We start from the raw sequence: 26,116 nt of genomic DNA on the forward strand, positions 1-26,116 counted from the left end.
AGTTACATGTTAAATTACTCTAGAGGTAGCACACATGTAAAGATCGTGCCTTCCTTCTCACCTCTTCTTGCACTTATACTTCCACCGTGAGAATCCGCAATATTTTTCGCAATTGCAAGGCCAAGACCTGTTCCGCTTTTACCACGCGTTCGAGCCTTGTCAGCTTTGTAGAAACGTTCAAATACGAAGGGTAAATCTTCTTCAGGAATTCCACTCCCTGTATCAATTACAGAGATAGCAACGGATTTAGGATATTTTTCAACAGAAAGTTTTACACGCCCTCCGTCAGGTGTATGACGAATTGCATTGTCGATTAAATTGGTGAAAACTTGTTCAATTCGATCTTCATCCGCTTGCAAATGTAGCATTTCAGATCCATTAGCCTCAACTTCAAGATCGACGTTTGCGTCCTTCGCAACTTGCATGAATTTGTTACGCATCCGCTCTAAAAATGGAATAACAGCCATTTCCGATTTGTACAAACGCATATGTCCAGATTCCATCCGTGCTAGGTCAAGCAAATCTGTCACCAATCGACCCATTCTCTGAGATTCATCATGAATGATCTTCACCATTTCATGGTTTTCTTCGGCAGTTTCAGGAACCCCGTCAAGTATCGCCTCGCTATATCCTTGAAGCATGGAGATAGGTGTTCTTAATTCGTGAGATACATTTGCAATGAAATCAGATCGCAATTTGTCAAGCTGGTGTTGCTCTGTCATATCCCGAAGGACCGCTACTGCTCCTCGAATGCTATTTTTGCTATATAAGGGACTAATTTTCACCACAAAAAATCTTTTCCCAAGCTCTAATTCAGCATCCACTTCCTCTGCAAACATGACAGCATGCTCCAACATATGAATGATTTCAGGAGGCAACAGTTCTTTTGAGTCTTGATTGATAAATGACCATTTTTGTAAAACATTCTCTGCTTGGGGATTACTGAGCAGAATTGTGTTATCCCGGTTGAACGTAATTACTGCATCTGTCATAGACGTTAAAATACTCGATAATTGTTCTTTATCCTGTTTAATGAGCTCCACGTTGTACTTCAACTGTCGACCCATTTGGTTAAACGCTGTAGAGAGTTGACCAATTTCATCATTTTGCTTCACCGGAATTCTGGCGTCAAAATTTCCTTTTGATAACTCGAAAGCAGCTTCCTTCATCTGCCGTAAAGGTCGGGTTATTCGTGTTGAAAGGAAGAATGCGAAAAATGTCGTTAATATGAAAGCGATAAAAGCAGAAAGTAATACGATATGCGTTGTCCATTTGGTCGTGTCATGGATTGCTTCAAAACTTTGGTATACAACAACGTAGCCTTCACCTTCATTTGGCAACGGTGTGGATGATACAATATAGCGTTCTGAAACTTCTTTTTCAGTTAAAGAAGGAAGAATCATTTGTTTCGAGGAATTCTCGTCCTCATTTTTTTCGCTGAATAACTTATCACTTAAAATCTTCTCTTCAATCGATTCAACATTTGCCACTCCCTCATGGAATGAGTAAACGACTTGCCCATCGTTACCAACAACCATGGCATGAGTGCCGTTATTCAGAATATCGTTGACGACGAGTTTCATAGCAGATTCGTTTTCGTGGTCAATGATAATACTCCCAACTGTTTTCGCCTCACGTGCAAGTGTTTCTTCAGCTTGACGTGTATGGAAGTTATCAAAGAACTCTAATAACAATGCCGTGACAATAAACAGGACAAATGAAACGAGAAGCAATATGGTTGCCCATAGCTTCCCGACGATTGAATTCCATATTCTATTCATTCAGTCGGTACCTCAAACTTATAGCCGACTCCCCATACAGTTACAATCATTTTGGCTGCTTGTTCAGAAACTCTGTTCAGCTTTTCTCTTAAGCGCTTCACATGAGTATCCACGGTTCTGAGGTCACCAAAAAATTCGTAGTGCCATACTTCTTTCAACAACTGCTCGCGGTCAAACACTTTGTCTGGCGCTTTCGCCAAGAAATACAACAATTCGTACTCTTTTGGTGTCAAGCTAACCTCTTTACCTTCTGCCGTGACTCGATGTGCATCGTGGTCAATTGTTAGTTGCGGAAATACGACTAAGTCTTTAGAGGTTGCAGCGCTCGGAGATCCGTTAAATGAACCCGCGCGTCGTAATAGCGCTTTTACACGGAGTACCACTTCACGGGGACTGAATGGTTTGACGATATAGTCATCCGCTCCTGTTTCGAACCCTGTGACCCGGTCAGATTCTTCCCCTTTTGCAGTTAATAAAATAATAGGGGTTTGGTTTTCAGCTATTCTTAGTTCTTCCAAAACTTCCATTCCGTCTTTTTCAGGCATCATGACGTCAAGTAAGATACAGTCATAATGATTTTCTTCAATTTTTTCAAGCGCTTCTGCACCATCACATGCTTCGTCCATTTCATATCCCTCACGAGAGAGATACATCGTAAGAAGCCGTCTAATTCGGTCTTCGTCGTCCACGACGAGCAATTTTAAGTTTTCATCCATTGACGATTGCTCCTTTCAAAACTACTTCTTTCATTGTACTTGTCCAGCGTGAAAAAAGAAACTAGTACACCTATTTGCCTCTAATACATTGCACATTGTGTAGGATTTCAGGGAATTAAAGCGTAAAAAGACTGTGCAGCGGATTTTGCTGCACAGTTTTTGTTATGCGTATGAATGTAGACCAGCGATGATCAGATTGACGGCTACTAGATTGAACATGATAATGACGAATCCAGCAACAGCAAGCCATGCTGATTTCTTGCCTTCCCAACCTTGTGATAGACGAAGGTGCAAGAAAGCTGCGTAGAAGAGCCAAGTGATGAGAGCCCATACTTCCTTCGGGTCCCAGCCCCAGAATCGTGACCACGCTTCGTGTGCCCAAATCATTGCAAAAATAAGAGCTCCGAGTGTGAATACAGGGAATCCGATGAGCACCGATCGATAACCAATTTCATCCATCAGTTGTGAATTGGCTTTCTTTGCGAATGGCTGTAAGAGTGCCGCAATTGGTCGTCGGAAAATGAGTCTGATCAGTATATAGAGGATGATTCCCGTAAATAGCGACCATACAAATGTAGTTAATGTTTTCGCATTGACGATTGCTGGCATTTCGAACCATGGTTTCATTGTATCTGTTGTGAGCTGTTCGTACTCACTCATGCCAAACAAAGGTGGCATGTTATACGTCATTTCAGAAGCTTTGCCGTTTTTGTCGACATACGTAAAGTCTGCTTCATAACCTGAAAGGCTGAACGCTGTTGACGAAACAACAAATCCAAGAACTAAAACAACAGTGAACATAACTGCTTCAAGCCAAAATCGTTCTTTAGACTTCTTTGTCAAGTCTACGTTCTTTGCTAGGTAGATCAGTCCGGCTACCGCACTAATAGCAAGAATAGATTCACCAAGCGCTGCTGTAATAACGTGTACAGTTAACCAATAACTCTTCAGTGCTGGAATTAGTGGTGTGATTTCTCTAGGGAACATACTAGCATATGCGATAATGACAATCGCAATGGGAAGCGCGAACAAACCGAGAGAAGGTGTTTTGTAGATAAAGAAAATGAGAATGAATGATCCGACAAGCATCATACTGAACGCAGTTGTAAATTCAAACATATTACTAACAGGAGCATGTCCCGATGCAATCCAGCGGGTTATGAAATATCCAAGTTGAGAAACAAAACCTATGATTGTAACTACAATCCCGATTTTCCCCCACATACTATCTTTGTAGGTTTTTTCTGTTTTAGAAACCTTGACTGCCCCTCCGAAAAAGAAGGTGCCGACCAGGTAGGCGATAAATGATACTAGCAGTAAATTCGCACTTAATGCCGCGTAATCCATTATTTTGTCTCTCCTTCCGTCGTATCAATGACAGCTTCTTTGTCCTGCTTATCGGTATACGCTGGAAGAGTAGCTACTTCTTTTACTTTATCCAAATCTTTTTTAAGTGTATACCAGTTTTTGTTGGTGTGTCCTGCAATAATCATCTCAGAACCCGATCCTTTTTGAATCCAAATTCTTCTATGCTGCCAATATGACCCTTGGATTACACCAATCATAAAGACGATTCCACCTAACAAAAGAATATAAAGTGTCTTGTCTTTACGGATTGTGAGACCAGATGCATCTCTAGTTTCAGCAGAGAGGAACTTAGCCTCGTAATCATTTGGCTCAACTTCTAGAGTCTGACGAATAGCAACAAAACTCTTCTCGCCATCTGGATGTTCAGGAGTCTTCATATTAAATATAAATGCCGGGTTGTTCGGAATAGGTGACTTTGATGAAGGTTGTCCATCGACAATCCCATCATAATCTGCAAAATATTCCATGAGTTCAATTGAAGTTCCATTCCCAAGATCGTATTCTTTAGCCGGCTCGTTAAGATCGACTGTGAATTCTCCAACAGACTGTTCTGTCTTTTTGTTCATCAAGGAGAACGTCATTGTTTTCAATTCACCTGTTTTGTAATCCATTTGGAAAATGCTATACCCATCAAATTTCAATGGTTTGTTGACAATGATAGGATATTCTTTCATGAATTCAACATCTGAAGAACCTGGCAGAGAACCTTCTTTTTCTTTATAGAGTTTAACATCAGACTTGAACTCGCTCACGATTGCACCATTTTTTTCGAGCGCCTCACCGAAAACTTCGTCCGCTTCACCTTGCGAATACGTTTCTACAGAGAAGTCAACATTTTCAAGCAAGTATCCAGGTGCTCCAGGAATTTCTCGTGTTTCCCCTTCGCGGATCCACATCGTTTCGTCGACGTAAAACCCTGGTATACCTCGCATTAACACACCTAATAAAAATATGATAAGTCCTGTATGGTTAACATATGGGCCCCAACGTCCAAACCGATTTTTTTCAGCGAGGATTGCACCATCTTCGACCTTTACTTTATAGTGTAAATCCTTTAGAGCTTTTTCAGCATTTTTAAGAGATTCATCAGAATCAGAGACATCACTTTCCCCGTAAATCCTCTGACGCTTCATAAAGGATGGATGACGTTTCGTCCGCTGTTTTGTTAATGATTTGTAAAGCGGAATAACCCGGTCCAAGCTGGCAATAATAATTGACGTTCCAAGCATGCCAATTAAAATCTTGAACCACCAACTGTTATACATATCATAAAATCCAAGCTGATAATACAATTTCCCAACAGTACCATAAAGGCGTTCATAATATTCCAGATACTCTGAAGGATCATTCCCACTCACTGGGACATAGAACTTTTGAGGAAAGATTGTACCAATTGCTGACGTCGTTAGAACTGCAATAATTATACTGACACCAATTTTAACACTAGAGAAGAAGTTCCAAATCTTATCGATGACTGATTTTTTATAAGTTTGCGAACGTCTTGCGGATCCTTCATAACGCATGTCGACCATTTCACTTTTTTTCGCTTCATCAGTAAGCGGGCGACCACACTTTTCGCAAAGGACGGTTCCGAAAGGATTTTCGTGACCGCACTGGCATTTAATTTTACTCATTGGATACCATGCTCCTTATTCGGGTTGAATGCTCTCCATAAGAGACACAATTTCAGCTTCGCTCATTTCTCGAGTAACAATTTGTTTAATAACACCATTTTTATCGATCAGCATTGTCGTAGGCAATGGGACTACATTATAACTATTTCGGCTCACACTTTTGTTCTTGTCGATCAGAACAGGGAATGTTAGTCCGTATTGGTCTATAAATGTATTCACTTTAAACTCAGATTCAGCGATATTAACAGAAAGAACTTGGACACCTTTGTTAGTGAACTCCTTGAAATGCTTTTCAATATACGGCATTTCTTTTTTACAAGGCGGACACCATGTACCCCAGAAATTCAAAAACACTCCTTGTCCTTCATAATCAGAAAGTTTTACTTTCTTCCCATTCATATCCTGTAGTTCAAAGTTCGGCGCTTTATCTCCGACAGCAAGTACTTTTGTTTCTTTCTTAGAAGTAAGTGCAAAGACAATGGCCGCCGCCAAGACTAGTAAGATCGCTCCCCTAATGAATAGGCGCTTCTTCTTTTTGTCCATCTTAGCCACTTCGCTCCCTCCTAACTTTGGTATTTCGAAACGTGCATAGCATCCTTCATTATAACAAAGATGTGTTTTCTAATCGGCTTCGTTCGTGAGTGTTTTGTGAAACATTTGTGTCACAATTTATCCAATTTTACCGGTTTCCGCAAGAACACGCAGTTGTTTTACCTCATGAGTAGTCAACTCACGCGCTTCACCTGCATTCAAACTTAATGTGGTAAGGGATGCAAATGATTCCCGTCGTAATTTCACAACCGGGCATCCGATAGCGTCAAACATACGACGAACTTGGCGGTTTTTGCCTTCAGAAATTGTAATTTCAATGAGTGCAGTTTGCGCTTTCTTATCCATTGAACGCATCTTAACGTTTGCAGGAGCAGTTAAGCCGTCTTCTAATTCAATTCCATGCTCGAGCTTCTTGAGTGCTTCCCGAGTTGGAATCCCTTTCACTTTTGCAATGTATTGCTTCCGTATTCCGAACTTAGGATGTGTCATTGTGTAAGAGAAATCACCGTCATTCGTCATGATGATTACACCTGACGTGTCATAATCAAGTCGTCCCACAGGGAAAATCCGTTGTTCAACGCCTGGCATAAGATCCAGTACTGTCTTTCGTCCCTTTTCATCGTGAACCGTTGAAATGTAGCCTCTTGGTTTATACAATAAATAGTAAACGAAGTTTTCTTTTACGACTTGGATACCTTCAACTTCCACTCTATCTGAATTTGTCACTTTTGTTCCAAGTTCCGTTACAACGGATCCATTCACTTTAACTTTGCCTTCCAGGATTAACCCTTCAGCTTTTCGGCGGGATGCAACACCAGCTCGTGCTAATACTTTTTGTAGTCTTTCCATTTCCGTCACCTCATTCTTCAGTCTAAAAAATTATGTCATATTTTTATGCAAATGAAAAGAAGACCGCATAAAACCTGCTTAAAACAAAGGAAATTGACCTCTTCCCATAACGCTCGTCCCTTTTTCAAGAAAAAAAGAAAAAACAGAGGCTTTAAGTAGTCCTCTGCTTCATAGAGTTTCAACTTTTCTTAGTCATCTTTTTCGTACAAAAGATCTCATTTGCGTTTTAGTTCAACTTCCACAGTCACTAAAGGCTCTTGGTCCAGGGAGACTGTCCATTGTCCTAGTGATGATTGCGTCTCATCTCGCGGAATTAGCATGACTGAACTAACTTTACTCTTCTCTTCGGGTTTGAGCAACACTTTTATAGGTTTCTTCAACTTGGCGGTAACGCCAGGCAAGACCGAATACTCACCTTTCTTAGCAACAGTTACAACAGAATACTCCTGGAAAACTTTCGCTGAAAGCGATTTATGAATGTTCCAATCATTCCCACTGTTTAATGTAACGACAATCACTTTCTTCCCATTCTTCTCGAAGTAAGTGGCCAACGTCCTGCCTGCCGCTTTCGTAAAACCAGTTTTACCTGCCACCGCGTCTGTGTCTGATGTGATAAGCCGATGCTTGTTTTCCCAGACTCCCGGTTGTTTGCCCGTCCTGGTGTACTGCTCCGTAGAAGCAATCTTTTTAAATTCTTTATTTTTCATCCCAAAATAGAGCATCATCGCAGTATCATAAGCAGACGACAAATGCTGTTCATCATGAAGACCTGAAGGATTGGTAAAGTGCGTATCCTTTAGTCCATAAAGATCTGCTTGTTCATTCATAAGATGAACGAACCCTTCTTCAGATCCACCTGCATGCTCAGCTAGTGCCATGGCTGCATCATTTCCTGATCGAAGCATGAGTCCATGCAGTACATCTTTTGTTGGGACGGTGCTGCCCGGCTCTAAGTATATCGACGATCCTTCCGCTGATGCTGCCTGCTGTGAAATCTCTATTTCTTCACCGGCTACACCTGATTCAATAAACGTCAGAGCGGTCCAAATTTTTGTTAAGCTCGCAATCGGTAACTGATCGTGTGGATTGTCTCCATCCAATATTCTTCCTGTATCAGCATCAATGACCACCCATGATGAAGTTACTGCAGCCGTCGCTGTTGGAATGGGCATGAGCACCATTGAAGCACATAGCATCAGTATAGCCAGCACTTTTTTCAAAAACTATTTCCTCCTTCTTCTTGGGCTTCTAATATGTCTTGAAACTTGGTTAGAAATAAGTCTGTATCTTCATCTTCCTCTGTTTCTTGAAGGAGCGGTGGCAAGTCTTCAAGAGAATTGAGTCCGAAACGATCTAAAAAATATGCCGTTGTTGCATATAGAATCGGGCGCCCGCTCGCTTCTAAACGGCCTTTTTCCATGATGAACCCTTTGGAAGCAAGTGTCTGGATAGCTCGTTCGGATTTTACACCGCGGACATCATCTACCTCAACACGAGTAACCGGCTGTTTGTAAGCAATTATCGCCAGTACCTCAAGCGCTGCTTGAGTCATCATTTTAGATGGAGGATTTTCAAACAATCGTTTTACATCCTCTGCGTATTCCGCTTTAGTAACAAGCTGAAAGACCCCTCCGTACTGACGTAGCGTAATCCCGCTAGTTCTCCGTTCTTCGTATCCTGCTAGCAACCGTTCTAATGCATCTGTCACTTCACCTTCTGTACAGACAGTCAGTGCAGCAAGCTGTTTTAAGGTCAGTCCTTCTTCGCCTGCAACGAAAAGGAAACTTTCTATGGTAGCTGTTAGGATGTCACCCTCATTCATACGTTTGTTCCTCCAATTGCATTCTAATCTGTAATCGGTCAAAATTCCCATGTTGCTCTACGATAATATCACTTCGTTTCATTAGTTCAAGAATTGACAAAAATGTGATGATTAAACCACTAATGTCTCCTTCTTCAAACAACTCTTCAAAATCACAAGTACCACCCTTACGTTCTACTCGACTCATAATCTCATCCATCTTATCACCGACAGAAATTTCATTATTTGTTATACTGGCAGACATAGGCGCTTTCAATCTCCTACGCTGTAGCATGCGCTGAAACGCACCGATAAGATCAAACACGTTGAGTTCATCACCCGAATCGATTGGAGCCACGATACCGTATGCTTCCACTTCAGTGGGGGGTTTAGTATAGTGGACAGCACGTTCGTCAGCTGATTCTTTCAGTTGCACAGCTGCTTCTTTGTACTTTTTGTATTCAAGTATTCGTGCAATCAGTTCTTCGCGGGGGTCCTCTTCCATGTCGAACTCTTGCCCTTCGTCATCGAAAACCTCCCCTTCATGCACAGGAAGTAGCATTTTGCTTTTGATTTCTATCAATGTGGCGGCAAGAACCAAGTATTCACTTAGCTCATCAAGTTCGAGTACACGCATCGCATGCAAGTGTTCTATGTATTGGTTTGTCAGCTGCGCCATTGGAATGTCATAAATATCAATTTCCAATCGGTTAATTAAATGCAGCAATAGATCAAGCGGACCTTCGAATGCTTCTAGTTTTACATTATAAGACATTTTTTCACCTTTTCTGCTCACAGCAGATGGACTAAAGAATAGGAGTGACTGTATGCATCCTTATTTTCATCCGCTCTTCGTGGAGTTTCTTGTATATTTTAATGACAATCAAGATTACTTCGAGGGCCATGAAGTATTAGAAGAATATTGGAAGTCGATTCCTGGATACTCAAAGGCACATCCACTTACTGCTTATATTTTGCTGTCTACGGGGATGTATCACTGGAGACGCGGGAATCTGGATGGAGCTTTACGAACAATCACCAAGGCGCATCAGAGATTCACCTCTCTTCCATCCAAATACGATGAATATTTGGAAGTAGTTGATTTTGACCAACTTATTCAAGACGTTGCTTCTGCCAAATCTGAAATCTCAAATGGAAATACGTTTCGTGCAATGGATCTCACTATCCAATCTCAGCAACTAATTGAATTAGTCCGCCAAACCAAACAAAACCTATATTTACTGGCACCCGGCAGCGATGACGTTATTCATAAACATATGCTTCGTGACAGAAGTGATATTCTAAAACTTCGCAACGAAAAGAAGAAGAGCGGACGTTAGCGTTCCGCTCTTGTTTCTTCCAGAACACATTTACTAACAAATGCATCCGTATATTCATTCCCATAGGGAGTTTTGTCCGGAAATTCTTCTTGCAGTTTGGCAACCATCTCTTTACCGATTCCTTCGCCCCTAAAAGAAGGATTGATGGATAGGTGTTGAACGACAAATGACTGGTCTGCAACTTCTGCACCGACAATTCCAATGAGATCTTCTTGTTCCTTCACCAAATACATTTCCCAGTTATCATCTGTCTCATAACGGGCCATGGTTTCTTGGAGGTGTTTGACAGGCTGGTCACCGGAACTGTATGAAAGAAATCCCATCGCTATTTTGTGATACGCTTTTTTATAACGAACAAGTTTCATGGGTATCCCTTCACTTTCAATAATACTATCTGCTCGATTTTACAGGATTGTCGATCATTTATCAACTTGGGTCTTAGCGTGGATCAATAATCGGTACAACTAAATACCAATATACCGCTCCCCAAACTAATGCCATAATGACAATTCCCAAAAACAATAAAAGGTTACGCTTTTTCATTACGATTCTTTCCTCACCTTCTGCTGAAGGGGGAGGTCTAAACGAGTAATGTCCTCATAAGTCTCTCGTCGGATAACGAGTTGGTGATGTCCCTCTTCTGCAAAAACTACAGCAGGTCTAGGAAGTCTATTGTAATTTCCCGCCATCGAATACGTATACGCTCCTGTACAAAACACTGCTAGTATATCGCCTTCAGCAACGTCCGCAAGTTTTGCATCCACAATGAGCTTATCCCCTGATTCACAGCATTTCCCTGCTATCGTAACGGTTGTATCATGCGGATCCAACATCCGATTTGCAACAGCCGCTGAATAGTTTGCATCGTAGAGTGCGGGGCGGATATTATCCGACATGCCTCCATCGACTGCAATGTATGTGCGAATTCCTGGCACTTCTTTTTCACTTCCTGCTGTGTAGAGAGTTGTCCCTGCATCTCCTACAAGTGACCGACCTGGCTCTATCCAAATTTTCGGAAGAGGATAGTTCCAACTTTTTGATAATCCAAGGACGACTTCTGCCATTTTTTCTACATATTGAGAAGGTTCGAGCGGCTGATCATCTTCCGTATACCGGATTCCGAATCCTCCACCTAAGTTCAGGACTGTGCAAACAAACGAATGGCTTTCTTTCCACTCTTGCATTTTTTTCATTAATGCTTCTGCTGCATGGGTAAATGCATCCGTCTCAAAGATTTGAGATCCAATATGACAATGGAGTCCTAGCAATTGTAAATATGGTGCCTCATAGGCAAGATCAAATGCTTTGTCTGCTTGTCCGTTTTTCAAGTCGAATCCGAATTTGGAATCTTCTTGCCCAGTCGTAATGAATTCATGAGTGTGAGCTTCTACACCCGGCGTAACTCGCAGCAAGATGTTCATTTGCTGTTTTCGGGTAGATGCGATCTCCTTCACCATGGACAGCTCTAAAAAGTTATCTACAACAATACAACCTATTTTTTCATCAAACGCATAGTTTAATTCCATATAGCTTTTGTTATTTCCATGGAAGTGAATACGCTCTCTAGGAAAGTCAGCCTTCGCAGCTGTAAACAATTCTCCGCCTGAAACAACATCTAGGGACAATCCCTCTTGTGCGGCGAGTTCATAAATGGCAACCGAAGAAAACGCTTTGCTTGCATAAGCAACTTGTGCTTCTATCCCCATCGCTTTAAACGTACTTTGAAAACCTGCTGCTCGCTTACGAACTAACGCAGTATCATAGACTACAAGCGGTGTGCCATAAACATGTGCAAGATCAATCGCATCTGTGCCACCAATGACTAAGTGCCCTTTGTCGTTCACCTTTTGAGTTCCGTATAAGTCCATCGGTTACGCCTCCACTCCAAAAATTGCGATAAATCTCCTCTTACAGATTTTTATTGTAGAAGGAGTTGTCTATGGACAAATTTATCACAACTTTTAGGGTGAGGCAATTGTTTACGGCATACGATTACGCTTAGGAGAGTGCGTAATAAAAGGTCTTGGCATATCCGCTGTCATCGGCTGACGGAGGATTACGCGTAGCATCGCTTTCGGGAAAAATGGCAACGCTGGCCATAAGTACGGAACATTTAGCGGCTTCATAGAACTCAGGTAGTAGAACAGTACCGCAAGCATAATGAAAAACCCTGGTGCTCCTGCTACAGCAACAGCAATAAGCAAGGCAATCCTGAAAATCTTAGTTGTAATACTCAATTCATAAGAAGGGATCGCAAATGTTAAAATAGCACTAACTGCTACATATAGAACCACTTCGGGAGTAAATAGGCCAACATCAATTGCCACTTGTCCAATGACGATTGCAGCAACTAGCCCCATGGCAGTCGTCATCGGAGTAGGTGTATGAATGGCCGCCATCCTCAGCACTTCTATTCCTAGGTCTGCAAGTAATAACTGGACGAATAATGGAACAGCCCCGGGATCATCCGGACCAATGTAATGCAGAAACTGAGGAATGTGTTGAGTTTTTGTTGCAAGTAAATACCAAAAGGGAAGCATTAGAAGACTGAAAATTGCACCTGCCATGCGAATCATACGAACGAACGTCCCTATAAAGGGAGCCTGTCTGTATTCTTCTGCATGTTGCATATGATCAAAAATTGTGGTCGGCACGAGGATAGCAGATGGAGATGTATCGACAACAAGAGCAATATGTCCTTCTAAGAGGTGAGCTGCACAAATGTCAGGTCGTTCCGTGTATCGAACAAATGGCATCGGATTAAACCTCTGCTTGAATAGAAATTCTTCCAATGACTTATCCGTCATCGTTAGCCCATCTGTTTCAATTTCATCCATTCTTTTACGAATACCGTCTAATATATCTTCATTGGCAGCTCCTTTGATATAGGAAATGGCAACATCTGTTTTTCCTACTGCAGAAACTTTATGCATTTCGAATCGAAGTTCAGGTGTACGTAATCTTCTTCTTATCAAAGTTGTATTTTGAAGAATGTTCTCTGTGAACCCGTCTCGGGACCCTCTTATTACTTTTTCATTATCAGGCTCTTCTGGTTGTCTACCTGGATAACTTCTAATGTCGATAAGGAATGTGAAACCATCATCAGAAACGAACCCTGCAAGTCCACTCAAAAGTGATGTTAAAAACTCGTCCCGACTCTTCGGTTGCTCTACTGCGTGATATGGGAAGTAGGAAAGCAGCTTCTCACCTGAATGGTGAGAAGCTTCACTTCCTCTATCTGCATCTTGCATTTCAGTTAATAACGTTGTAATCGTCTGCCCATCAACAAGACCATTGATGTATAGAAGAAGAACAGGCATTTCCCACAAATGAATTTCCCGTGTTACGGCATCATACGTTTCTCCAGTTCCAAACTTATCGACAAACCACGCTTGTGCTTCAGTCTTAGATGTAAATAATGAATTCATTTATCGATCAGCCCTCGCTTTATCCAACGTTTCTTCTGCGGTTGCACCCATCCATGTTTTCAGCTGGGCTAAAATTTTCTTTTCTAATCGTGACACTTGAACTTGAGAAATCCCAATTCTTTCGGCAATGTCACTTTGAGTGCAATCTAAATAATATCGCATGTAAATAATTGTCTGATCTCGTTTGTTTAGTTTTGAAACAACATCTCGCAAAGGAATATGGTCAAATAGTCGGGTAGATCGATCATCTTTGAGCTGATCCATCAGTGTCAAACTATCTCCATCACTGTCGTACAGTTGCTCATGTAAAGATGCTGGGTCTCTCAGAGCATCAGATGCTAAAATAATCTCATCTATTGTGACTTCGAGTGTTTTTGCGAGCTCAGAAATGGAAGGTGAAGTTCCATGCTCCTTCACATAACTGTCTGTCGCATGTCTGATTTTAAAACTGAGTTCACGAATGGAGCGGCTCACTTTCACCATTCCATCATCTCGTAGAAATCGTTGTATTTCCCCTACTATCATTGGCACTGCATACGTTGAAAACTTTACTTCATATGATAAATCAAATTTATCAATCGATTTCATTAGACCGATACAGCCGATTTGAAACAGATCCTCCAAGTCTGCACCACGCGAAGCGAACCGCTGAACAATTGACCAGACGAGGCGTGTATTCCCTTCCACCATGCGTCTGCGGGATTCCTTATCGCCTGCTTGGGACTGTTGAATCAGCATGCGCATTTCCTCTTGGGATAGAAGTGCTCCGTTTTTTTCAACAGACATTTCCATAGGTCACCTCATTCTGCTTTTTTCCGTGACCGGAGAAAATGTTTTTTCAAACCGCACGACAGTCCCTTGTCCAATTGCGGATTCAACTGACAAATTGTCCGCAAAGCTTTCCATGATTGTAAAACCCATCCCAGATCTTTCTAATAATGGCTTTGTAGTGAACATCGGTTCCATTGCCTGATCCACGTCGAAAATACCATTTCCTTCATCCGAAACTGTCATCGTCACTTTACTGTCTTCAATTTTCCCATGAATGGTCACTTTTCTTTTTCCATCGCAGTCATAGCCATGAATAATTGCATTGGTCACAGCTTCAGAAACAATTGTTTTAAATTCGGACAACTCTTCAATCGTCGGATCTAAAGGTGTTATGAAACACGTCATCGTCATTCTAGCTAACGCTTCGTTTTCTTCGATTGCGACAAATGACAATGTCATCTCATTGTTCATGTAAAACCCCTCCGATTTCACCTATAGCTTTTTCTACGTTGCAATGCCTCACCACTGTGCCAAGTCCTGAGAATTGAAAAATCTTCTCCATAGTAGCTGAGGGATTTAGTATGAGCGTCTCACCATTTTGCGGTGCAAGATCTCGCATTCTCCCTAAAATCAACCCAATCCCGGAACTATCCATAAAACCAAGATTTGTCAGATCCCAAATTACCCCATGTACTTTTCCACTAAAGATTTCCGATGAAATTTGTGTTCGAATGCGATTGGCTTCATGATTTCCTAATTCTCCGCGTAACGTCACAACTATGATGCCATTTTTTGTAATTGCTATATCTGTCATCGTCAACCCCTCCTTCTCGCCAACTATTCAACAGCGAGAAAGCGGAACCCTTCTTCGTGACAAAACTAGTCAAAACTAGTGTTCACGTTACATGAAACGACAACAGAACTTACATACAACCTGTCCAAAATTGACAGTCTTTAGACAACTATTCTTTTTTCAACAATAAAAAAAGCACCATTCACGACAATCGTGAATGGTGCTTTTCTGACCTATGATTTATCTTATTTCATGACTTTATGAATCAGTTTAGGACGCTTTGGTGCATGTTGTGAAATGTGAATATGCTTAAGTAACAAACTTTCGGTCTGCAAGATGTTTTCTGTATTCGAGTGGATGACGGCAATCGTCTCCCCAGATTTAACAGCATCCCCTATTTTTTTCTTCAAGACGATGCCGACTGCCAAGTCGATATCGTCTTCTTTCGTTGCTCTACCAGCACCAAGCAGCATAGCTGCAACGCCGATTTCATCCGCTTCCATCTTTGTTATAAATCCAGTAGTTGTCGATTTCACTTCAATTTGATAAGAAGCTTTCGGCAAAAGTTCAGGATTTTTCACAATGGCTGGATTACCGCCTTGCGCTTCAAGAAACTTAGCGAACAGCTCCAGTGCAGAGCCATCTTTAATGACCTGATTCAGCTGATTTCGGGCATCTTTTGTATCTTTCGCTTTTCCGCCTGCAATTAACATTTTACTTCCAAGTACAAGACACAATTCCGTTAAATCTTCCGGTCCATTACCGTTTAGCGTATCAATAGCTTCTTTTACTTCTAATGAATTTCCAATTGCATATCCCAATGGCTGACTCATATCTGAAATAACCGCCATCGTATTACGACCTACTTCTCTACCGATCGCTACCATCGATTCGGCAAGGGCCTCTGCATCTTCAGGAGTTTTCATGAACGCACCGTCACCAGTTTTCACATCCAACACAATCGCATCCGCACCCGCTGCAATCTTTTTACTCATAATGGAGCTTGCGATGAGCGGAATGCTGTCTACAGTTGCTGTAACATCCCGTAATGCGTATAGCTTTTTATCGGCTGGTGTCAAATTACCGCTTTGTCCAATAACCGCTAACTTCAAATCGTTCACTTGTTTCACGAACTGTTCTTCCGTTATTTCCACATGAAATCCTTCGATTGCTTCTAACTTATCGAGAGTCCCTCCAGTGTGCCCAAGTCCTCTTCCACTCATTTTCGCAACAGGTACTCCGCACGCGGCTACAAGCGGCGCAAGAATTAGCGTCGTTGTATCACCAACGCCCCCTGTAGAATGTTTATCGACTTTAATCCCCTCAATTGCTGACAAATCGATTTGGTCGCCTGAATTCACCATAGCCATCGTTAAATAGCCTTGCTCCTCAGCGTCCATATCAGAAAAATAAATCGCCATTAGAAATGCGCTCGCTTGATAATCACTGATCGAGCCGTCCGTATATCCATTTACGAAGAAACGAATTTCTTCTTCTGACAAATTCTCGCCATCTCTTTTTTTCTGAATTACATCGACCATTCTCATTTTATCACCGTACCTTTTCGTTTAGTGATTGTAAAAAGCTCTCACCGAATTCAGGTGCTGTTGCTTCAAAATTCTCTGCAATCGTTGCCCCGATATCTGCAAACGTGTTCCGAAGCGGAAGAGTGCCCCCACTTGTAAAACGAGGTGAATATACAAGCAATGGAACAAACTCTCGTGTATGATCCGTACCTTCATGAATTGGATCGTTTCCGTGATCTGCAGTGATGATCAATAAATCATCTGGTTTCAAACGACTCATTATTTCAGGCATCCGCGCATCAAATTCTTGCAATGCAAGTCCGTAGCCTTCAGGATCACGACGGTGACCGAACAGCGCGTCGAAGTCAACAAGGTTTGTAAAACTTAACCCTTCAAAATCTGTGTCCATCTCAATGAGTAACTTATCCACACCATCCATATTGCTCTTTGTGCGGACAGCTTTTGTGACGCCTTCATTATTAAAAATGTCCGAAATTTTCCCTACAGCTACTACATCTCGTCCACTATCTTGTAATGCATTCATGACGGTAGGAGAAAACGGTTTAAGCGCATAATCATGACGATTTGTAGTACGGGCAAAGCTTCCCGGCTCTCCGATGAACGGTCTTGCGATGACACGACCGACTAGAAATTCTGGCTCTAGTGTAAGTTCACGAGCTATTTCACAAATACGATATTGCTCTTCAATCGGTATGATTTCTTCATGTGCAGCAATTTGAAGGACTGGATCCGCAGATGTATAAACAATAAGCGCTCCAGTTTCCATATGCTCTTTTCCGTACTCTTCAATAACTGCAGTACCACTTGCCGGTTCGTTACAAATGACTTTTCGACCCGTTCGTTTTTCCAGTTCTTCAATTAGTTCAGAGGGAAATCCATTTGGATATACTTTAAAAGGTTGATCTATATTAAGACCCATCATTTCCCAATGTCCTGTCATCGTATCTTTACCAACAGAAGCTTCTTGCATTTTACCGTATAATCCGATAGGTGACTGTTCTTCAGGAATGCCTTGAATTTTTTTAATATTAGACAAACCCATTCGTGCTAAGTTTGGCATATGTAGACCGTTTTCCATATGTTCCCCAATATGACCGAGTGTGTCGGCGCCTTCATCCCCAAACAAATGGGCGTCCGGAGCTTCACCAATCCCGACTGAATCTAGAACGATTAAGTGAATTCTTTTAAATGATTGTGTACTCAATTGAATTGCCTCCTAAAATAATATGATTATGCTCTTGGATGGAACTGACTATATACGTCTTTTAGTCGTGTTCGACTGACATGCGTGTAAATTTGGGTCGTTGAAATATCAGCATGGCCGAGCATTTCCTGTACAGCCCTTAGATCAGCTCCGTTTTCAACAAGATGTGTTGCAAACGAGTGGCGCAACATGTGTGGCGTTAACTTTTGAGTCAATCCCGCATTTTTGGAAACCTCTTGTAAAAGACTCCAAATGCTTTGACGTGTTAAGCGTCCTCCTCTGGTATTCAAGAAGAGCGCATCTTTCCCTGATATAGAAGAAACGAACTCCGGTCTTACGTCTTCAAGATAGCTTGTACACGCTTTCACTGCTGTGTTGCCTAAAGGAATAATTCGTTCCTTACTTCCTTTACCGAAAACGCGAACAAATCCCATCGTCAAATTGATATCGTCTGCATTCATCCCTATTAGTTCACTTACCCTCATTCCTGTTCCGTATAACAATTCAAGGATGGCGGTGTCCCTAATACGTTGAGGTGTCAGGGTGCCGACCACCTTAATGAGCTTGTCTATATCAGATACGGAAAGAACCCGCGGTAATTTCTTTTCCAGTTTAGGTAACTCCAAGTGAACCGTTGGATCCGTGTCTGTAACTTTGTCCCTTAGCATAAACTGATGAAAGGAACGGATGGATGAGATGTGTCTTGAAATTGTTCTTGAAGATTTCCCTTGTTCTTTCAACTGAAATAAGTAGCTTGTTATTTGTTGTTGGTCGATTGTGTCTGATGGTTCTATATTAGTGCCTAGCCAGCTCGTATATGCGGTTAAGTCACGTTTGTAAGAAGAGATCGTATTATCTGCTAGCTGCCGCTCGACTTTTAAAAAGTGCAAGTAATCTTGCAGAGCGAATTGCAAGTCTGTCATATGCTGCGGATATCTGTTAAAACAGCACTATGCTGCAGACACAGACTCCTTCCCTCCCTTTCCAACATAAACGTTAAAAGAGGACAGCATGCTGCCGCCCCCTCTCACTTTCCCTTTGTATCTCCTTCAGATTTGCAACGTTTGCAAATTCCGTGGAAGGTGAGCCAATGATCTTTGACTGTAAATCCAAATCGTTTTTCAACGACTTTTTCTACCTCACCGAGAAGATCTTCTTGAATTTCATCGACTGCTCCGCATTCAATACATATTAGATGATGGTGGAATCTTGCAGCGCCTTCTTTACGTAAATCATAGCGCGCAACGCCATCTCCAAAATTAATTTTGTTTACGACTTTCAATTCAGTTAACAATTCTAGTGTTCTGTAAACAGTAGCTAGACCAATTTCTGGGGCTTTTTCTTTAACAAGGAGAAACACATCTTCTGCGCTTAAATGGTCTGCCTCGTTTTCCAGAAGCACCATGACTGTAGCTTCCCGTTGAGGCGTCAATTTATAGCTGGCCCCATGTAATTGTTTTTTTATGCGTTCAATTCGGCTTTCCATAGGACGCCCCCCTCAAGAATGATTCTATTATAGCAAATCGTCATTCGTTATGACAATAGAAAGGAAACCGCCCTATAGCGCTTTTAACCTCCTAAGAGATTGTAAACAGCTTTATCTGCGAAGAAAAGCACCAATCCTGCACAAACAATCATAAGGGGAAGTTTGGTATTGTTAGAACGTTTGACCGATTTGCGAGTGAAAAATGGTGGTGAAAGGGTCCAACAGAATAATAAAACAAGAAACGTTCCTAGTAATTTAAATGGGAACCACCATCCTGAGTAAGCGAGCATATTCACTCCACCCGCAAGAATATGCGCAGAAGCGAGTCCAAATAAAGCCGCCTTCAGCGCCCCGACTAGCATTACGAACCACCTAGTTCTCTTAGATAATGACAAAATCATCGCCACTACGTAAAAAGAAAGAACAGTTGCTAGTTGAATCAGTAAAGAGGTGGAGCTGTTTTGTGCCGCACGACTATCATAAAGCTGAACTAAAAATGAGAAATCAGCATCCGGAATACCTCGATAGAGTAACACGCCACCTATGTAACCTACGGCGAGAATTACAAACAACTGCAAAAACGATAACGAACGAACCATAGACAAGCACCTCCGAATAGTTTGTACTACTCTATGCTTGTCCGGCTATAATTAGTTCAATTTTTCAGGAGTTCTTTTATATAGAGCACAGCAAAGGCTGTTTTCGCATCATAGATCCTTCCATCTTTCATCATTCCCTCTGCTTCTTCAATCGTACACTCCAGAAGGTTGATGAACTCGTCCTCATCGCCTGCTGCAGGGTTATCCACTTTTTCCAATGATCTCGCTAAATAGAGATGAATGATTTCATCTGCAAATCCCGGAGAAGTTGCAAAAGACTGGATATATGTAAATTCGTTCGCTCGGTAGCCTGTTTCTTCTTCAAGCTCACGGATTGCAGTTTTTTCAGGATCTTCTCCCGGTTCTATTTTACCAGCAGGAATTTCAATGATTGACCGTTCAAGGGCTTTCCTGAATTGTTCAACTAGAATGAGTTCTCCTTGTTCTGTAATGGCGATAATCGCAACTGCTCCGGGGTGTTTGATCAGCTCTCGCTGTGCATGTTTGCCGTCAGGCAGTTCAACTTCGTCTACACGTAGTTCAATAATCTTGCCCGTATATAGAGTCTCACTAGACAATGTTCGTTCTTCAAATTTCTTCATAAGGTTCCCCACTTTCCTTCTTGTTTCGTCCAGTATACCATGGGGGTAATGGAGGTGTTTGGATGAATACAAGAGAACTTGGTAAAAGTGGTCTAGCTGTTTCAGAGCTGGGTCTAGGATGCATGTCACTACCCACTAATCGCAACGAAGTAGACGATATCGTGGCTGCCGCTTTAGATGCAGGCATCACATTCTTTGATACTGCAGATTTGTATGAAGGTGGTGCAAATGAAGAAGTTGTTGGACATGCGATCCACAATCGCAGAGGCGACATCATCCTAGCCACAAAGGTTGGGAATAAGATGAACCCAGACGGAAAAACATGGCATTGGGATGCTTCAAAAGAACACATCATGGAAGGTGTCAAAGAGAGTCTTAGAAGACTTAGTACGGATTATATCGATCTGTATCAGTTACACGGTGGAACTATGGATGATAATGCTGAAGAAGTGATTGAAGCGTTTGAACGCTTAAAAGACGAGGGTATAATCCGCCAATATGGGATCTCATCAATCCGCCCGAATGTCATTCAACGATTTCTGAAGAACAGTAGCGCTGTTTCTGTGATGATGCAATACAATATGCTCGATCGGCGTCCTGAAGAATGGTTTTCAATGATCGAAGAACACAATGCTTCTGTCATCGTGAGAGGGACATTAGCGAAAGGTCTTCTGACAGTTGAGGGTGAGCAACGGGCTGCGCAGACTGACTCGTTTGTTAATTATAAGCAACCTGCACTAAGTGAGGCTGTACATAAATTGACAGCAAATGCGACAAATCTCCATGCGGCTGCGATTCACTTTTGTCTTCAGAAAGATGCTGTCGCGACTACATTGGTTGGAGCACGCACACACGACCAGTTGATGGATTCTGTTCACGCTTATGAGACACATGTGAGTGATGCAACTCTTGATGAGCTGACTAACCTTCTTGAGTTACACAAATACGACCAACATCGAATTTGACTCGGACACTGAATCAAAAAAGAGTGGGAAGCTAAAAACTAGCCCCCACTCTTTTTTATGCTTCTTGTTCAGTTAACACAACTGCTTCTTTACGCTTTCGACTCGGTAGCATATTAAAGATAATATTTAGCGCAATCGCCGTTATGCTACCTGCTACGATTCCGTTACTTGTAAGGAGTTGTACACCTTCAGGAAGTTTTGCGAACAATTCCGGTACAACGGATACACCAAGCCCTATTCCGACTGAACAGGCAACAATCATTGCATTATCTTGTGATTTAACAACAACAGTGCTGAGCATTTTGATCCCTTGTGATACGACCATTCCGAACATTGCAACCATTGCTCCACCAAGAACAGCGTTAGGAATAACAGTAGCGAGTGCAGCGACTTTCGGCATGAAACCCAGACCAATCAGCATGCCTGCTGTAATTACGAGAACTTTTCTAGATTTCACACCGGACATTTGAATAAGACCAACATTTTGAGAAAAAGTCGTATATGGAAATGCGTTGAAGATTCCTCCAAGAACAGATGCAAGACCCTCTGAACGATACCCTTTTGCAAGATCTTTAGATTTTATGTCTTTTTCACAAATATCCCCGAGTGCAAAATATACTCCTGTTGACTCGACGAGAGATACCATCGCAACAATTGTCATGATTAAAATCGGCTGCCAATGGAATGTTGGTGTTGCGATGAAAAACGGTTGCGCTACGTGAAACATGGATGCTTCACCCACAGCTGAGAAGTCAACTACACCCATGAACATTGCTGCGATAGTTCCACCAACCAGGCCAATTAAGATAGCTATCGCCCGTAAAAAACCTGTGGAAAAGCGGTATACGAGAACGATGAATGCAAGTGTTCCGAAAGACAACAGGATATTAGTAGTTGAGCCAAAATCAGCTGCCCCCTGACCACCACCCATGTTATTAATCGCAACTGGGATTAGTGTGATTCCGATAATTGTAACAACTGAACCTGTTACGACTGGTGGGAAAAACTTGACGAGCTTACCAAAGAATCCGCTTATGAGCACAATAATAACTCCGGATGCAATGACCGATCCATAAATTGCAGATAATCCAAATTTTGTCCCGATATCAATCATAGGGTATACAGCTGTGAACGTACAACCGAGCACAACAGGAAGTCCAATACCGAAATAACGATTTGTCATAATTTGTAGAAGGGTTGCGACACCACACATCAAAATATCGACAGAAACGAGATACGTAAGCTGTTTAGGTGTAAGTCCAATCGCGCCACCTACGATTAGTGGAACTAGAACTGCACCTGCATACATTGCTAACAGATGTTGAATTCCTAGAAGCGTCGTTTTCATTATTCGACAGCCTCCTTGAAAGTGATTTGTAGGTCTTCAAGTGATTCGATAATTGCCAGCGATTCTACACGAAGTCCTTTTTCCCGTAACATTGTGCCACCAGGTTGGAATCCTTTTTCGATGACAATTCCAACACCTGCCGTTTTCGAGCCTGCTTGTTCTGCAATTTCCAACAAGCCTAAGACCGCTTGTCCATTTGCAAGAAAGTCATCGATAATTAGCAAGGTATCTTCTGAACCAAGGTGTGCTTCCGATACCGATATTTCGTTCGATTCTTGTTTGGTGTATGAGTAAACAGATGCGCTGTAAAGGTTGCTGTTTTGCGTCAATGATTTCCGCTTTCGTGCAAACACTACAGGCACTTTAAGCTGAAGAGCCGCCATAACTGAAGGCGCTATCCCTGATGACTCCAATGTCAAAATCTTTGTGATGCCTGCATCTGCAAATTTCTCCGCAAACTCATTTCCAACAGCTTGCATGAGTTTTGCATCGATTTGGTGATTCAAAAAGGAATCGACTTTCAAGACATCTCCTGGTAACACGTTTCCTTCTTCCATAATCTTATCCTTTAACAGTTGCATCGCATTTCCTCCTCAATGGTATGGCGGACATACAAAGAAGCCGTATGACCCGCGCATCCAATCATATCTATGAGTGGAGCAATGGTCATCACGGCTTAAAATTCACCAGATGGAAACAAGCGAAAATCTGTAGTCATTCTTCAGATTCCCTCAAGTCCGTTGCTCTCATAGTCAGTTTGTTTACGGCAAACCGGTAGAAACTTGCGGACCATATCTCCGCTATTATATGAGTGAATGTATTCGATTTTGACTTTAGTATAGCATGCTTAAACAAGAAAACAAGACCTATTCTAAAATAGGAAAAATGTAAGCGGATTCTTTTATAAAAGTTCTATTGCTTGCTCTACTGAGTAGGGCGATAGGTTAATATCTACCGGATCGTCTGAAATTTGCTGAGCTAGCAATTTACCTAAATATGGACCTGCGGTAAGTCCAGATGCCCCTAGTCCGTTTGCTACGAAAATTGAGGGATGGTCTGGTAACGAACCAATGACCGGAAGAAATCCAGGAGTAAATGGCCGTACGCCAGTCCGTACTTCCAATAATTCTGCATTCACTAATCCTGGCGCTACGTCCAATGCTTTGGTTAACACTTCTTGAACCCCACCAACTGTAATAGATGGTTGAAAAACATCTTCGTCTTCATGTGTCGCCCCCGCAATCACTCGCCCATCATCGAGAGAGAGTAGGTATTGGTCACCTGGTGGTATCACAACTGGCCAGTTCAAACTGTTCTCATCCAGTGGATCCATATGGACAATTTGAGCTTTCTGACCGCGAACGTTTAGACGAACGTTTAGTGAGCTCAAATCCGGAGTCCACGCACCCGTAGTTAATATAATTTTGTCTGCGTCGTAGAATTTATTTTCGCATACTACTTGAATATTTTTTTCTTCGTCTTTGTGAAGTGTTGCACTCCCCTCCAGAAAAACTGCACCATAATGCTTCGCAGCACGTATCAGGGCTTGTTGAAGTTGGCGTCCATCGACTCGCGCAGCCCCAGATATGTATATCGATTGAAATCCTTCAGCAATCGGAGGATAATACTGCTTAGTTTGTGCTTCAGTCAGCTTTTCAATATCACCGATTTCAGGCGCTTGCTCTCTTCTTGTAAGCGCACGTTCGTATGCTTTTTCAAGTTTAGAATCATCTGCAAACAAGCTGATCGCACCTACTTGACGATAACCTGTTTTAGACTCACCGAGCGCTTCGAGTTCTGCAATGAGTGTTTTATAATGCTTAGCACCATTTCTTACAAGTTTGTACCAGTCCTGATTTCTGCGCTGTGATAACCACGGACAAATGATCCCAGCAGCTGCTTTAGTTGCACTTCCATGATTATTTCGATCGATCACAGTAACAGAGGCACCGCGTTTTGCAAGTTCGTATGCTGTAGATGAACCTAAAATTCCGGATCCAATAATTATAATTTGCTCCACCGTGTTCCCTCCTTTTTTTACTCTAACAGTGTACAACGGTCAACAACATTCATCAAACCAAGGTATCTGTAATCGTTTTCAAAATTGTAACAAAAGTAATATACGAACTATTCTTTCATTTTCGAGAGAATGGCGTATAATGGCAGTATTCGATATATCAATTGCAAGTGACTTTTAATTGAAAAGGGGAAATAAGCCATGACGACATCTAAGATTGAATTCAACCTTACCGATTCCCGTAAAGAAAAACCGAACGAAGAGAATCTTGTATTTGGTCGACATTTCACAGACCATATGTTCATTGCAGATTATGTAAAAGGGATTGGTTGGCAAAACCATCGTATCGTCCCTTATGCACCGATATCACTCGACCCCGCGGCTATCGTTTTCCACTATGGTCAGACCGTATTCGAAGGGTTGAAAGCTTATCGTGCAAAAGATGATTCAATTCGTTTGTTCCGTCCAGAAGAGAATTTCAAACGGCTCAATCGTTCTTTAGATAGACTATGTATGCCTCAGGTGGACGAAGAAAAAGCGATTGAAGGACTTCTTGAATTATTGAAAGTAGAAGAAGAATGGGTTCCTAAGTTAGAAGGTAATTCCCTTTACATTCGTCCATTCGTGATTGCAACTGAAGCATTCTTAGGAGTTGCTCCAGCTACTACTTATCAGTTTTACATCATCCTGTCTCCAGTAGGATCTTACTATGAAGAAGGTATCCATCCCGTCAAAATCTTAGTTGAAAATGAATTTGTCCGTGCTGTCAAAGGGGGGACCGGTGGTGCTAAGACAGCCGGTAACTACGCTTCTGCATTGAAAGCACAGGAAACTGCAAGTGCACAAGGCTACTCACAAGTAATGTGGCTCGATGGAGTTGAGCGAAAGTATGTCGAAGAAGTCGGTAGTATGAATATTTTCTTTAAAATCGACGGTGAAGTCATCACTCCCGCCATTAATGGAAGCATCCTTGAAGGAATTACACGTAAATCCATTATTGAGCTTCTGGCTCATTGGGGAACTCCTGTGACTGAACGTAAAATTTCAATGGAAGAATTGGCTGAAGCTCATGCATCAGGAAAATTGGAAGAAGTTTTCGGTACGGGTACTGCAGCTGTAATTTCTCCAGTTGGCGAATTGAACTGGAATGGAAAAATCATGACCGTCAATGACGGTAAGACAGGTGCTCTTTCCAAGAAATTATATGATACATTAACGAAAATACAATTAGGTGATGAAGAAGATACGCTTCAATGGGTAACAGAACTTTCTCCATTATCTGTAAAAATAGGTTAACATAAAACAAAACCCGACA

The 26,116-nt window shown here is 41.9% G+C and carries 27 protein-coding genes and 1 riboswitch; of the genes, 3 read left to right on the forward strand and 24 right to left on the reverse strand.

Annotated features, from left to right (window positions below; genetic code table 11):
- Window positions 1-14: 14 nt before the first annotated feature.
- The 9 genes from RL70_RS02230 to RL70_RS02270 all read right to left on the reverse strand — a co-directional run bounded on the left by RL70_RS02230 (window position 15) and on the right by RL70_RS02270 (window position 9,476).
- Complete coding sequence (locus RL70_RS02230; RefSeq protein ID WP_039041801.1) at window positions 15-1,781, reverse strand: ATP-binding protein; 1,767 nt, start codon at window positions 1,779-1,781, stop codon at window positions 15-17.
- Window positions 1,778-2,497: a response regulator transcription factor gene (locus RL70_RS02235; protein ID WP_025784926.1), complete on the reverse strand. Its 720-nt coding sequence runs from the start codon at window positions 2,495-2,497 to the stop codon at window positions 1,778-1,780. The genes RL70_RS02230 and RL70_RS02235 overlap by 4 nt, the downstream gene beginning before the upstream one ends.
- Window positions 2,498-2,659: 162 nt before the next feature.
- Window positions 2,660-3,844 carry a c-type cytochrome biogenesis protein CcsB gene (ccsB, locus tag RL70_RS02240; protein WP_039041802.1) on the reverse strand — a complete coding sequence of 395 codons (1,185 nt, stop codon included), beginning with the start codon at window positions 3,842-3,844 and terminating at the stop codon, window positions 2,660-2,662.
- Window positions 3,844-5,499 carry a cytochrome c biogenesis protein ResB gene (locus RL70_RS02245; protein ID WP_039041803.1) on the reverse strand — a complete coding sequence of 552 codons (1,656 nt, stop codon included), beginning with the start codon at window positions 5,497-5,499 and terminating at the stop codon, window positions 3,844-3,846. Before RL70_RS02245 ends, ccsB begins: the two co-directional genes overlap by 1 nt.
- 15 nt (window positions 5,500-5,514) lie before the next feature.
- Complete coding sequence (resA, locus tag RL70_RS02250; RefSeq protein ID WP_039041837.1) at window positions 5,515-6,042, reverse strand: thiol-disulfide oxidoreductase ResA; 528 nt, start codon at window positions 6,040-6,042, stop codon at window positions 5,515-5,517.
- Between the two features lie 126 nt (window positions 6,043-6,168).
- Window positions 6,169-6,900: a pseudouridine synthase gene (locus tag RL70_RS02255; protein ID WP_039041804.1), complete on the reverse strand. Its 732-nt coding sequence runs from the start codon at window positions 6,898-6,900 to the stop codon at window positions 6,169-6,171.
- Window positions 6,901-7,115: 215 nt separating this feature from the next.
- Window positions 7,116-8,111, reverse strand: coding sequence for a D-alanyl-D-alanine carboxypeptidase family protein (locus RL70_RS02260; protein WP_231567217.1), 996 nt, complete (start codon window positions 8,109-8,111; stop codon window positions 7,116-7,118).
- Window positions 8,112-8,116: 5 nt separating this feature from the next.
- Window positions 8,117-8,722, reverse strand: coding sequence for an SMC-Scp complex subunit ScpB (gene scpB / locus RL70_RS02265; RefSeq protein ID WP_039041805.1), 606 nt, complete (start codon window positions 8,720-8,722; stop codon window positions 8,117-8,119).
- Window positions 8,715-9,476, reverse strand: a complete 762-nt coding sequence (locus RL70_RS02270; protein ID WP_039041806.1) for a segregation/condensation protein A — start codon at window positions 9,474-9,476, stop codon at window positions 8,715-8,717. Before RL70_RS02270 ends, scpB begins: the two co-directional genes overlap by 8 nt.
- A 52-nt stretch (window positions 9,477-9,528) precedes the next feature.
- Here RL70_RS02270 and RL70_RS02275 point away from each other — a divergent pair, with 52 nt between their 5' ends.
- Window positions 9,529-10,041, forward strand: a complete 513-nt coding sequence (locus RL70_RS02275; protein ID WP_039041807.1) for a DUF309 domain-containing protein — start codon at window positions 9,529-9,531, stop codon at window positions 10,039-10,041.
- Here the strand turns inward: RL70_RS02275 and RL70_RS02280 are convergent.
- The 12 genes from RL70_RS02280 to RL70_RS02335 form a co-directional block, all read right to left on the reverse strand.
- A complete protein-coding gene (locus RL70_RS02280; RefSeq protein WP_039041808.1) occupies window positions 10,038-10,406 on the reverse strand; it encodes a GNAT family N-acetyltransferase in 369 nt (122 codons plus the stop codon). The two genes, RL70_RS02275 and RL70_RS02280, sit on opposite strands and share 4 nt — an antisense overlap.
- A 177-nt stretch (window positions 10,407-10,583) precedes the next feature.
- Window positions 10,584-11,909: a diaminopimelate decarboxylase gene (lysA, locus tag RL70_RS02285; protein WP_039041809.1), complete on the reverse strand. Its 1,326-nt coding sequence runs from the start codon at window positions 11,907-11,909 to the stop codon at window positions 10,584-10,586.
- Between the two features lie 111 nt (window positions 11,910-12,020).
- A complete protein-coding gene (locus tag RL70_RS02290; RefSeq protein WP_039041810.1) occupies window positions 12,021-13,469 on the reverse strand; it encodes a spore germination protein in 1,449 nt (482 codons plus the stop codon).
- On the reverse strand, window positions 13,470-14,261 hold the full coding sequence (locus tag RL70_RS02295; RefSeq protein ID WP_025784941.1) for a SigF/SigG family RNA polymerase sporulation sigma factor: 792 nt from the start codon (window positions 14,259-14,261) through the stop codon (window positions 13,470-13,472).
- 3 nt (window positions 14,262-14,264) lie between these two features.
- Window positions 14,265-14,711, reverse strand: a complete 447-nt coding sequence (gene spoIIAB / locus RL70_RS02300; RefSeq protein WP_039041811.1) for an anti-sigma F factor — start codon at window positions 14,709-14,711, stop codon at window positions 14,265-14,267.
- The gene (locus RL70_RS02305) at window positions 14,701-15,054 is read right to left on the reverse strand and encodes an anti-sigma factor antagonist (protein ID WP_039041812.1); all 354 of its coding nucleotides are present in this window, start codon (window positions 15,052-15,054) and stop codon (window positions 14,701-14,703) included. The genes spoIIAB and RL70_RS02305 overlap by 11 nt, the downstream gene beginning before the upstream one ends.
- A 224-nt stretch (window positions 15,055-15,278) precedes the next feature.
- On the reverse strand, window positions 15,279-16,580 hold the full coding sequence (locus tag RL70_RS02310; protein ID WP_039041813.1) for a pyrimidine-nucleoside phosphorylase: 1,302 nt from the start codon (window positions 16,578-16,580) through the stop codon (window positions 15,279-15,281).
- 4 nt (window positions 16,581-16,584) lie between these two features.
- A complete protein-coding gene (gene deoB, locus RL70_RS02315; RefSeq protein WP_039041814.1) occupies window positions 16,585-17,784 on the reverse strand; it encodes a phosphopentomutase in 1,200 nt (399 codons plus the stop codon).
- A 26-nt stretch (window positions 17,785-17,810) separates the two neighbouring features.
- Complete coding sequence (xerD, locus tag RL70_RS02320; RefSeq protein WP_039041815.1) at window positions 17,811-18,707, reverse strand: site-specific tyrosine recombinase XerD; 897 nt, start codon at window positions 18,705-18,707, stop codon at window positions 17,811-17,813.
- Window positions 18,708-18,811: 104 nt separating this feature from the next.
- Window positions 18,812-19,270 (reverse strand): Fur family transcriptional regulator, encoded by a 459-nt coding sequence (locus RL70_RS02325; RefSeq protein ID WP_025784947.1) that lies wholly within the window; start codon window positions 19,268-19,270, stop codon window positions 18,812-18,814.
- An 83-nt stretch (window positions 19,271-19,353) separates the two neighbouring features.
- A complete protein-coding gene (locus RL70_RS02330; protein WP_039041816.1) occupies window positions 19,354-19,869 on the reverse strand; it encodes a hypothetical protein in 516 nt (171 codons plus the stop codon).
- Between the two features lie 56 nt (window positions 19,870-19,925).
- The gene (locus tag RL70_RS02335) at window positions 19,926-20,471 is read right to left on the reverse strand and encodes an NUDIX hydrolase (RefSeq protein WP_039041817.1); all 546 of its coding nucleotides are present in this window, start codon (window positions 20,469-20,471) and stop codon (window positions 19,926-19,928) included.
- 62 nt (window positions 20,472-20,533) lie between these two features.
- Between RL70_RS02335 and RL70_RS02340 the strand changes: the two genes are divergently transcribed.
- Complete coding sequence (locus RL70_RS02340; RefSeq protein ID WP_039041818.1) at window positions 20,534-21,436, forward strand: aldo/keto reductase; 903 nt, start codon at window positions 20,534-20,536, stop codon at window positions 21,434-21,436.
- A 55-nt stretch (window positions 21,437-21,491) separates the two neighbouring features.
- Here the strand turns inward: RL70_RS02340 and RL70_RS02345 are convergent, their stop codons facing one another.
- The 3 genes from RL70_RS02345 to RL70_RS02355 form a co-directional block, all read right to left on the reverse strand.
- Window positions 21,492-22,784 carry a nucleobase:cation symporter-2 family protein gene (locus RL70_RS02345; RefSeq protein WP_039041819.1) on the reverse strand — a complete coding sequence of 431 codons (1,293 nt, stop codon included), beginning with the start codon at window positions 22,782-22,784 and terminating at the stop codon, window positions 21,492-21,494.
- Window positions 22,784-23,365, reverse strand: coding sequence for a xanthine phosphoribosyltransferase (locus RL70_RS02350; RefSeq protein ID WP_039041820.1), 582 nt, complete (start codon window positions 23,363-23,365; stop codon window positions 22,784-22,786). The genes RL70_RS02345 and RL70_RS02350 overlap by 1 nt, the downstream gene beginning before the upstream one ends.
- A gap of 148 nt (window positions 23,366-23,513) precedes the next feature.
- A riboswitch (purine riboswitch) is annotated at window positions 23,514-23,615 on the reverse strand.
- 70 nt (window positions 23,616-23,685) lie between these two features.
- The gene (locus RL70_RS02355; RefSeq protein ID WP_039041821.1) at window positions 23,686-24,804 is read right to left on the reverse strand and encodes an FAD-binding oxidoreductase; all 1,119 of its coding nucleotides are present in this window, start codon (window positions 24,802-24,804) and stop codon (window positions 23,686-23,688) included.
- Between the two features lie 198 nt (window positions 24,805-25,002).
- Here RL70_RS02355 and RL70_RS02360 point away from each other — a divergent pair, with 198 nt between their 5' ends.
- Window positions 25,003-26,097: a branched-chain amino acid aminotransferase gene (locus tag RL70_RS02360; protein ID WP_039041822.1), complete on the forward strand. Its 1,095-nt coding sequence runs from the start codon at window positions 25,003-25,005 to the stop codon at window positions 26,095-26,097.
- Window positions 26,098-26,116 lie beyond the last annotated feature (19 nt).

Source organism: Sporosarcina sp. ZBG7A (assembly GCF_000813425.1).
Classification (GTDB): domain Bacteria; phylum Bacillota; class Bacilli; order Bacillales_A; family Planococcaceae; genus Sporosarcina.

What these genes read in the sequence shown, in the direction of transcription:
- RL70_RS02230 (WP_039041801.1), bottom strand. Translation starts at nt 1,781, where the DNA reads ATGAATAGAATATGGAATTCAATCGTCGGGAAGCTATGGGCAACCATA.
- RL70_RS02235 (WP_025784926.1), bottom strand. Translation starts at nt 2,497, where the DNA reads ATGGATGAAAACTTAAAATTGCTCGTCGTGGACGACGAAGACCGAATT.
- ccsB (WP_039041802.1), bottom strand. Translation starts at nt 3,844, where the DNA reads ATGGATTACGCGGCATTAAGTGCGAATTTACTGCTAGTATCATTTATC.
- RL70_RS02245 (WP_039041803.1), bottom strand. Translation starts at nt 5,499, where the DNA reads ATGAGTAAAATTAAATGCCAGTGCGGTCACGAAAATCCTTTCGGAACC.
- resA (WP_039041837.1), bottom strand. Translation starts at nt 6,042, where the DNA reads ATGGACAAAAAGAAGAAGCGCCTATTCATTAGGGGAGCGATCTTACTA.
- RL70_RS02255 (WP_039041804.1), bottom strand. Translation starts at nt 6,900, where the DNA reads ATGGAAAGACTACAAAAAGTATTAGCACGAGCTGGTGTTGCATCCCGC.
- scpB (WP_039041805.1), bottom strand. Translation starts at nt 8,722, where the DNA reads ATGAATGAGGGTGACATCCTAACAGCTACCATAGAAAGTTTCCTTTTC.
- RL70_RS02270 (WP_039041806.1), bottom strand. Translation starts at nt 9,476, where the DNA reads ATGTCTTATAATGTAAAACTAGAAGCATTCGAAGGTCCGCTTGATCTA.
- RL70_RS02275 (WP_039041807.1), top strand. Translation starts at nt 9,529, where the DNA reads ATGCATCCTTATTTTCATCCGCTCTTCGTGGAGTTTCTTGTATATTTT.
- RL70_RS02280 (WP_039041808.1), bottom strand. Translation starts at nt 10,406, where the DNA reads ATGAAACTTGTTCGTTATAAAAAAGCGTATCACAAAATAGCGATGGGA.
- lysA (WP_039041809.1), bottom strand. Translation starts at nt 11,909, where the DNA reads ATGGACTTATACGGAACTCAAAAGGTGAACGACAAAGGGCACTTAGTC.
- RL70_RS02290 (WP_039041810.1), bottom strand. Translation starts at nt 13,469, where the DNA reads ATGAATTCATTATTTACATCTAAGACTGAAGCACAAGCGTGGTTTGTC.
- RL70_RS02295 (WP_025784941.1), bottom strand. Translation starts at nt 14,261, where the DNA reads ATGGAAATGTCTGTTGAAAAAAACGGAGCACTTCTATCCCAAGAGGAA.
- spoIIAB (WP_039041811.1), bottom strand. Translation starts at nt 14,711, where the DNA reads ATGAACAATGAGATGACATTGTCATTTGTCGCAATCGAAGAAAACGAA.
- RL70_RS02305 (WP_039041812.1), bottom strand. Translation starts at nt 15,054, where the DNA reads ATGACAGATATAGCAATTACAAAAAATGGCATCATAGTTGTGACGTTA.
- RL70_RS02310 (WP_039041813.1), bottom strand. Translation starts at nt 16,580, where the DNA reads ATGAGAATGGTCGATGTAATTCAGAAAAAAAGAGATGGCGAGAATTTG.
- xerD (WP_039041815.1), bottom strand. Translation starts at nt 18,707, where the DNA reads ATGACAGACTTGCAATTCGCTCTGCAAGATTACTTGCACTTTTTAAAA.
- RL70_RS02325 (WP_025784947.1), bottom strand. Translation starts at nt 19,270, where the DNA reads ATGGAAAGCCGAATTGAACGCATAAAAAAACAATTACATGGGGCCAGC.
- RL70_RS02330 (WP_039041816.1), bottom strand. Translation starts at nt 19,869, where the DNA reads ATGGTTCGTTCGTTATCGTTTTTGCAGTTGTTTGTAATTCTCGCCGTA.
- RL70_RS02335 (WP_039041817.1), bottom strand. Translation starts at nt 20,471, where the DNA reads ATGAAGAAATTTGAAGAACGAACATTGTCTAGTGAGACTCTATATACG.
- RL70_RS02340 (WP_039041818.1), top strand. Translation starts at nt 20,534, where the DNA reads ATGAATACAAGAGAACTTGGTAAAAGTGGTCTAGCTGTTTCAGAGCTG.
- RL70_RS02345 (WP_039041819.1), bottom strand. Translation starts at nt 22,784, where the DNA reads ATGAAAACGACGCTTCTAGGAATTCAACATCTGTTAGCAATGTATGCA.
- RL70_RS02350 (WP_039041820.1), bottom strand. Translation starts at nt 23,365, where the DNA reads ATGCAACTGTTAAAGGATAAGATTATGGAAGAAGGAAACGTGTTACCA.
- RL70_RS02360 (WP_039041822.1), top strand. Translation starts at nt 25,003, where the DNA reads ATGACGACATCTAAGATTGAATTCAACCTTACCGATTCCCGTAAAGAA.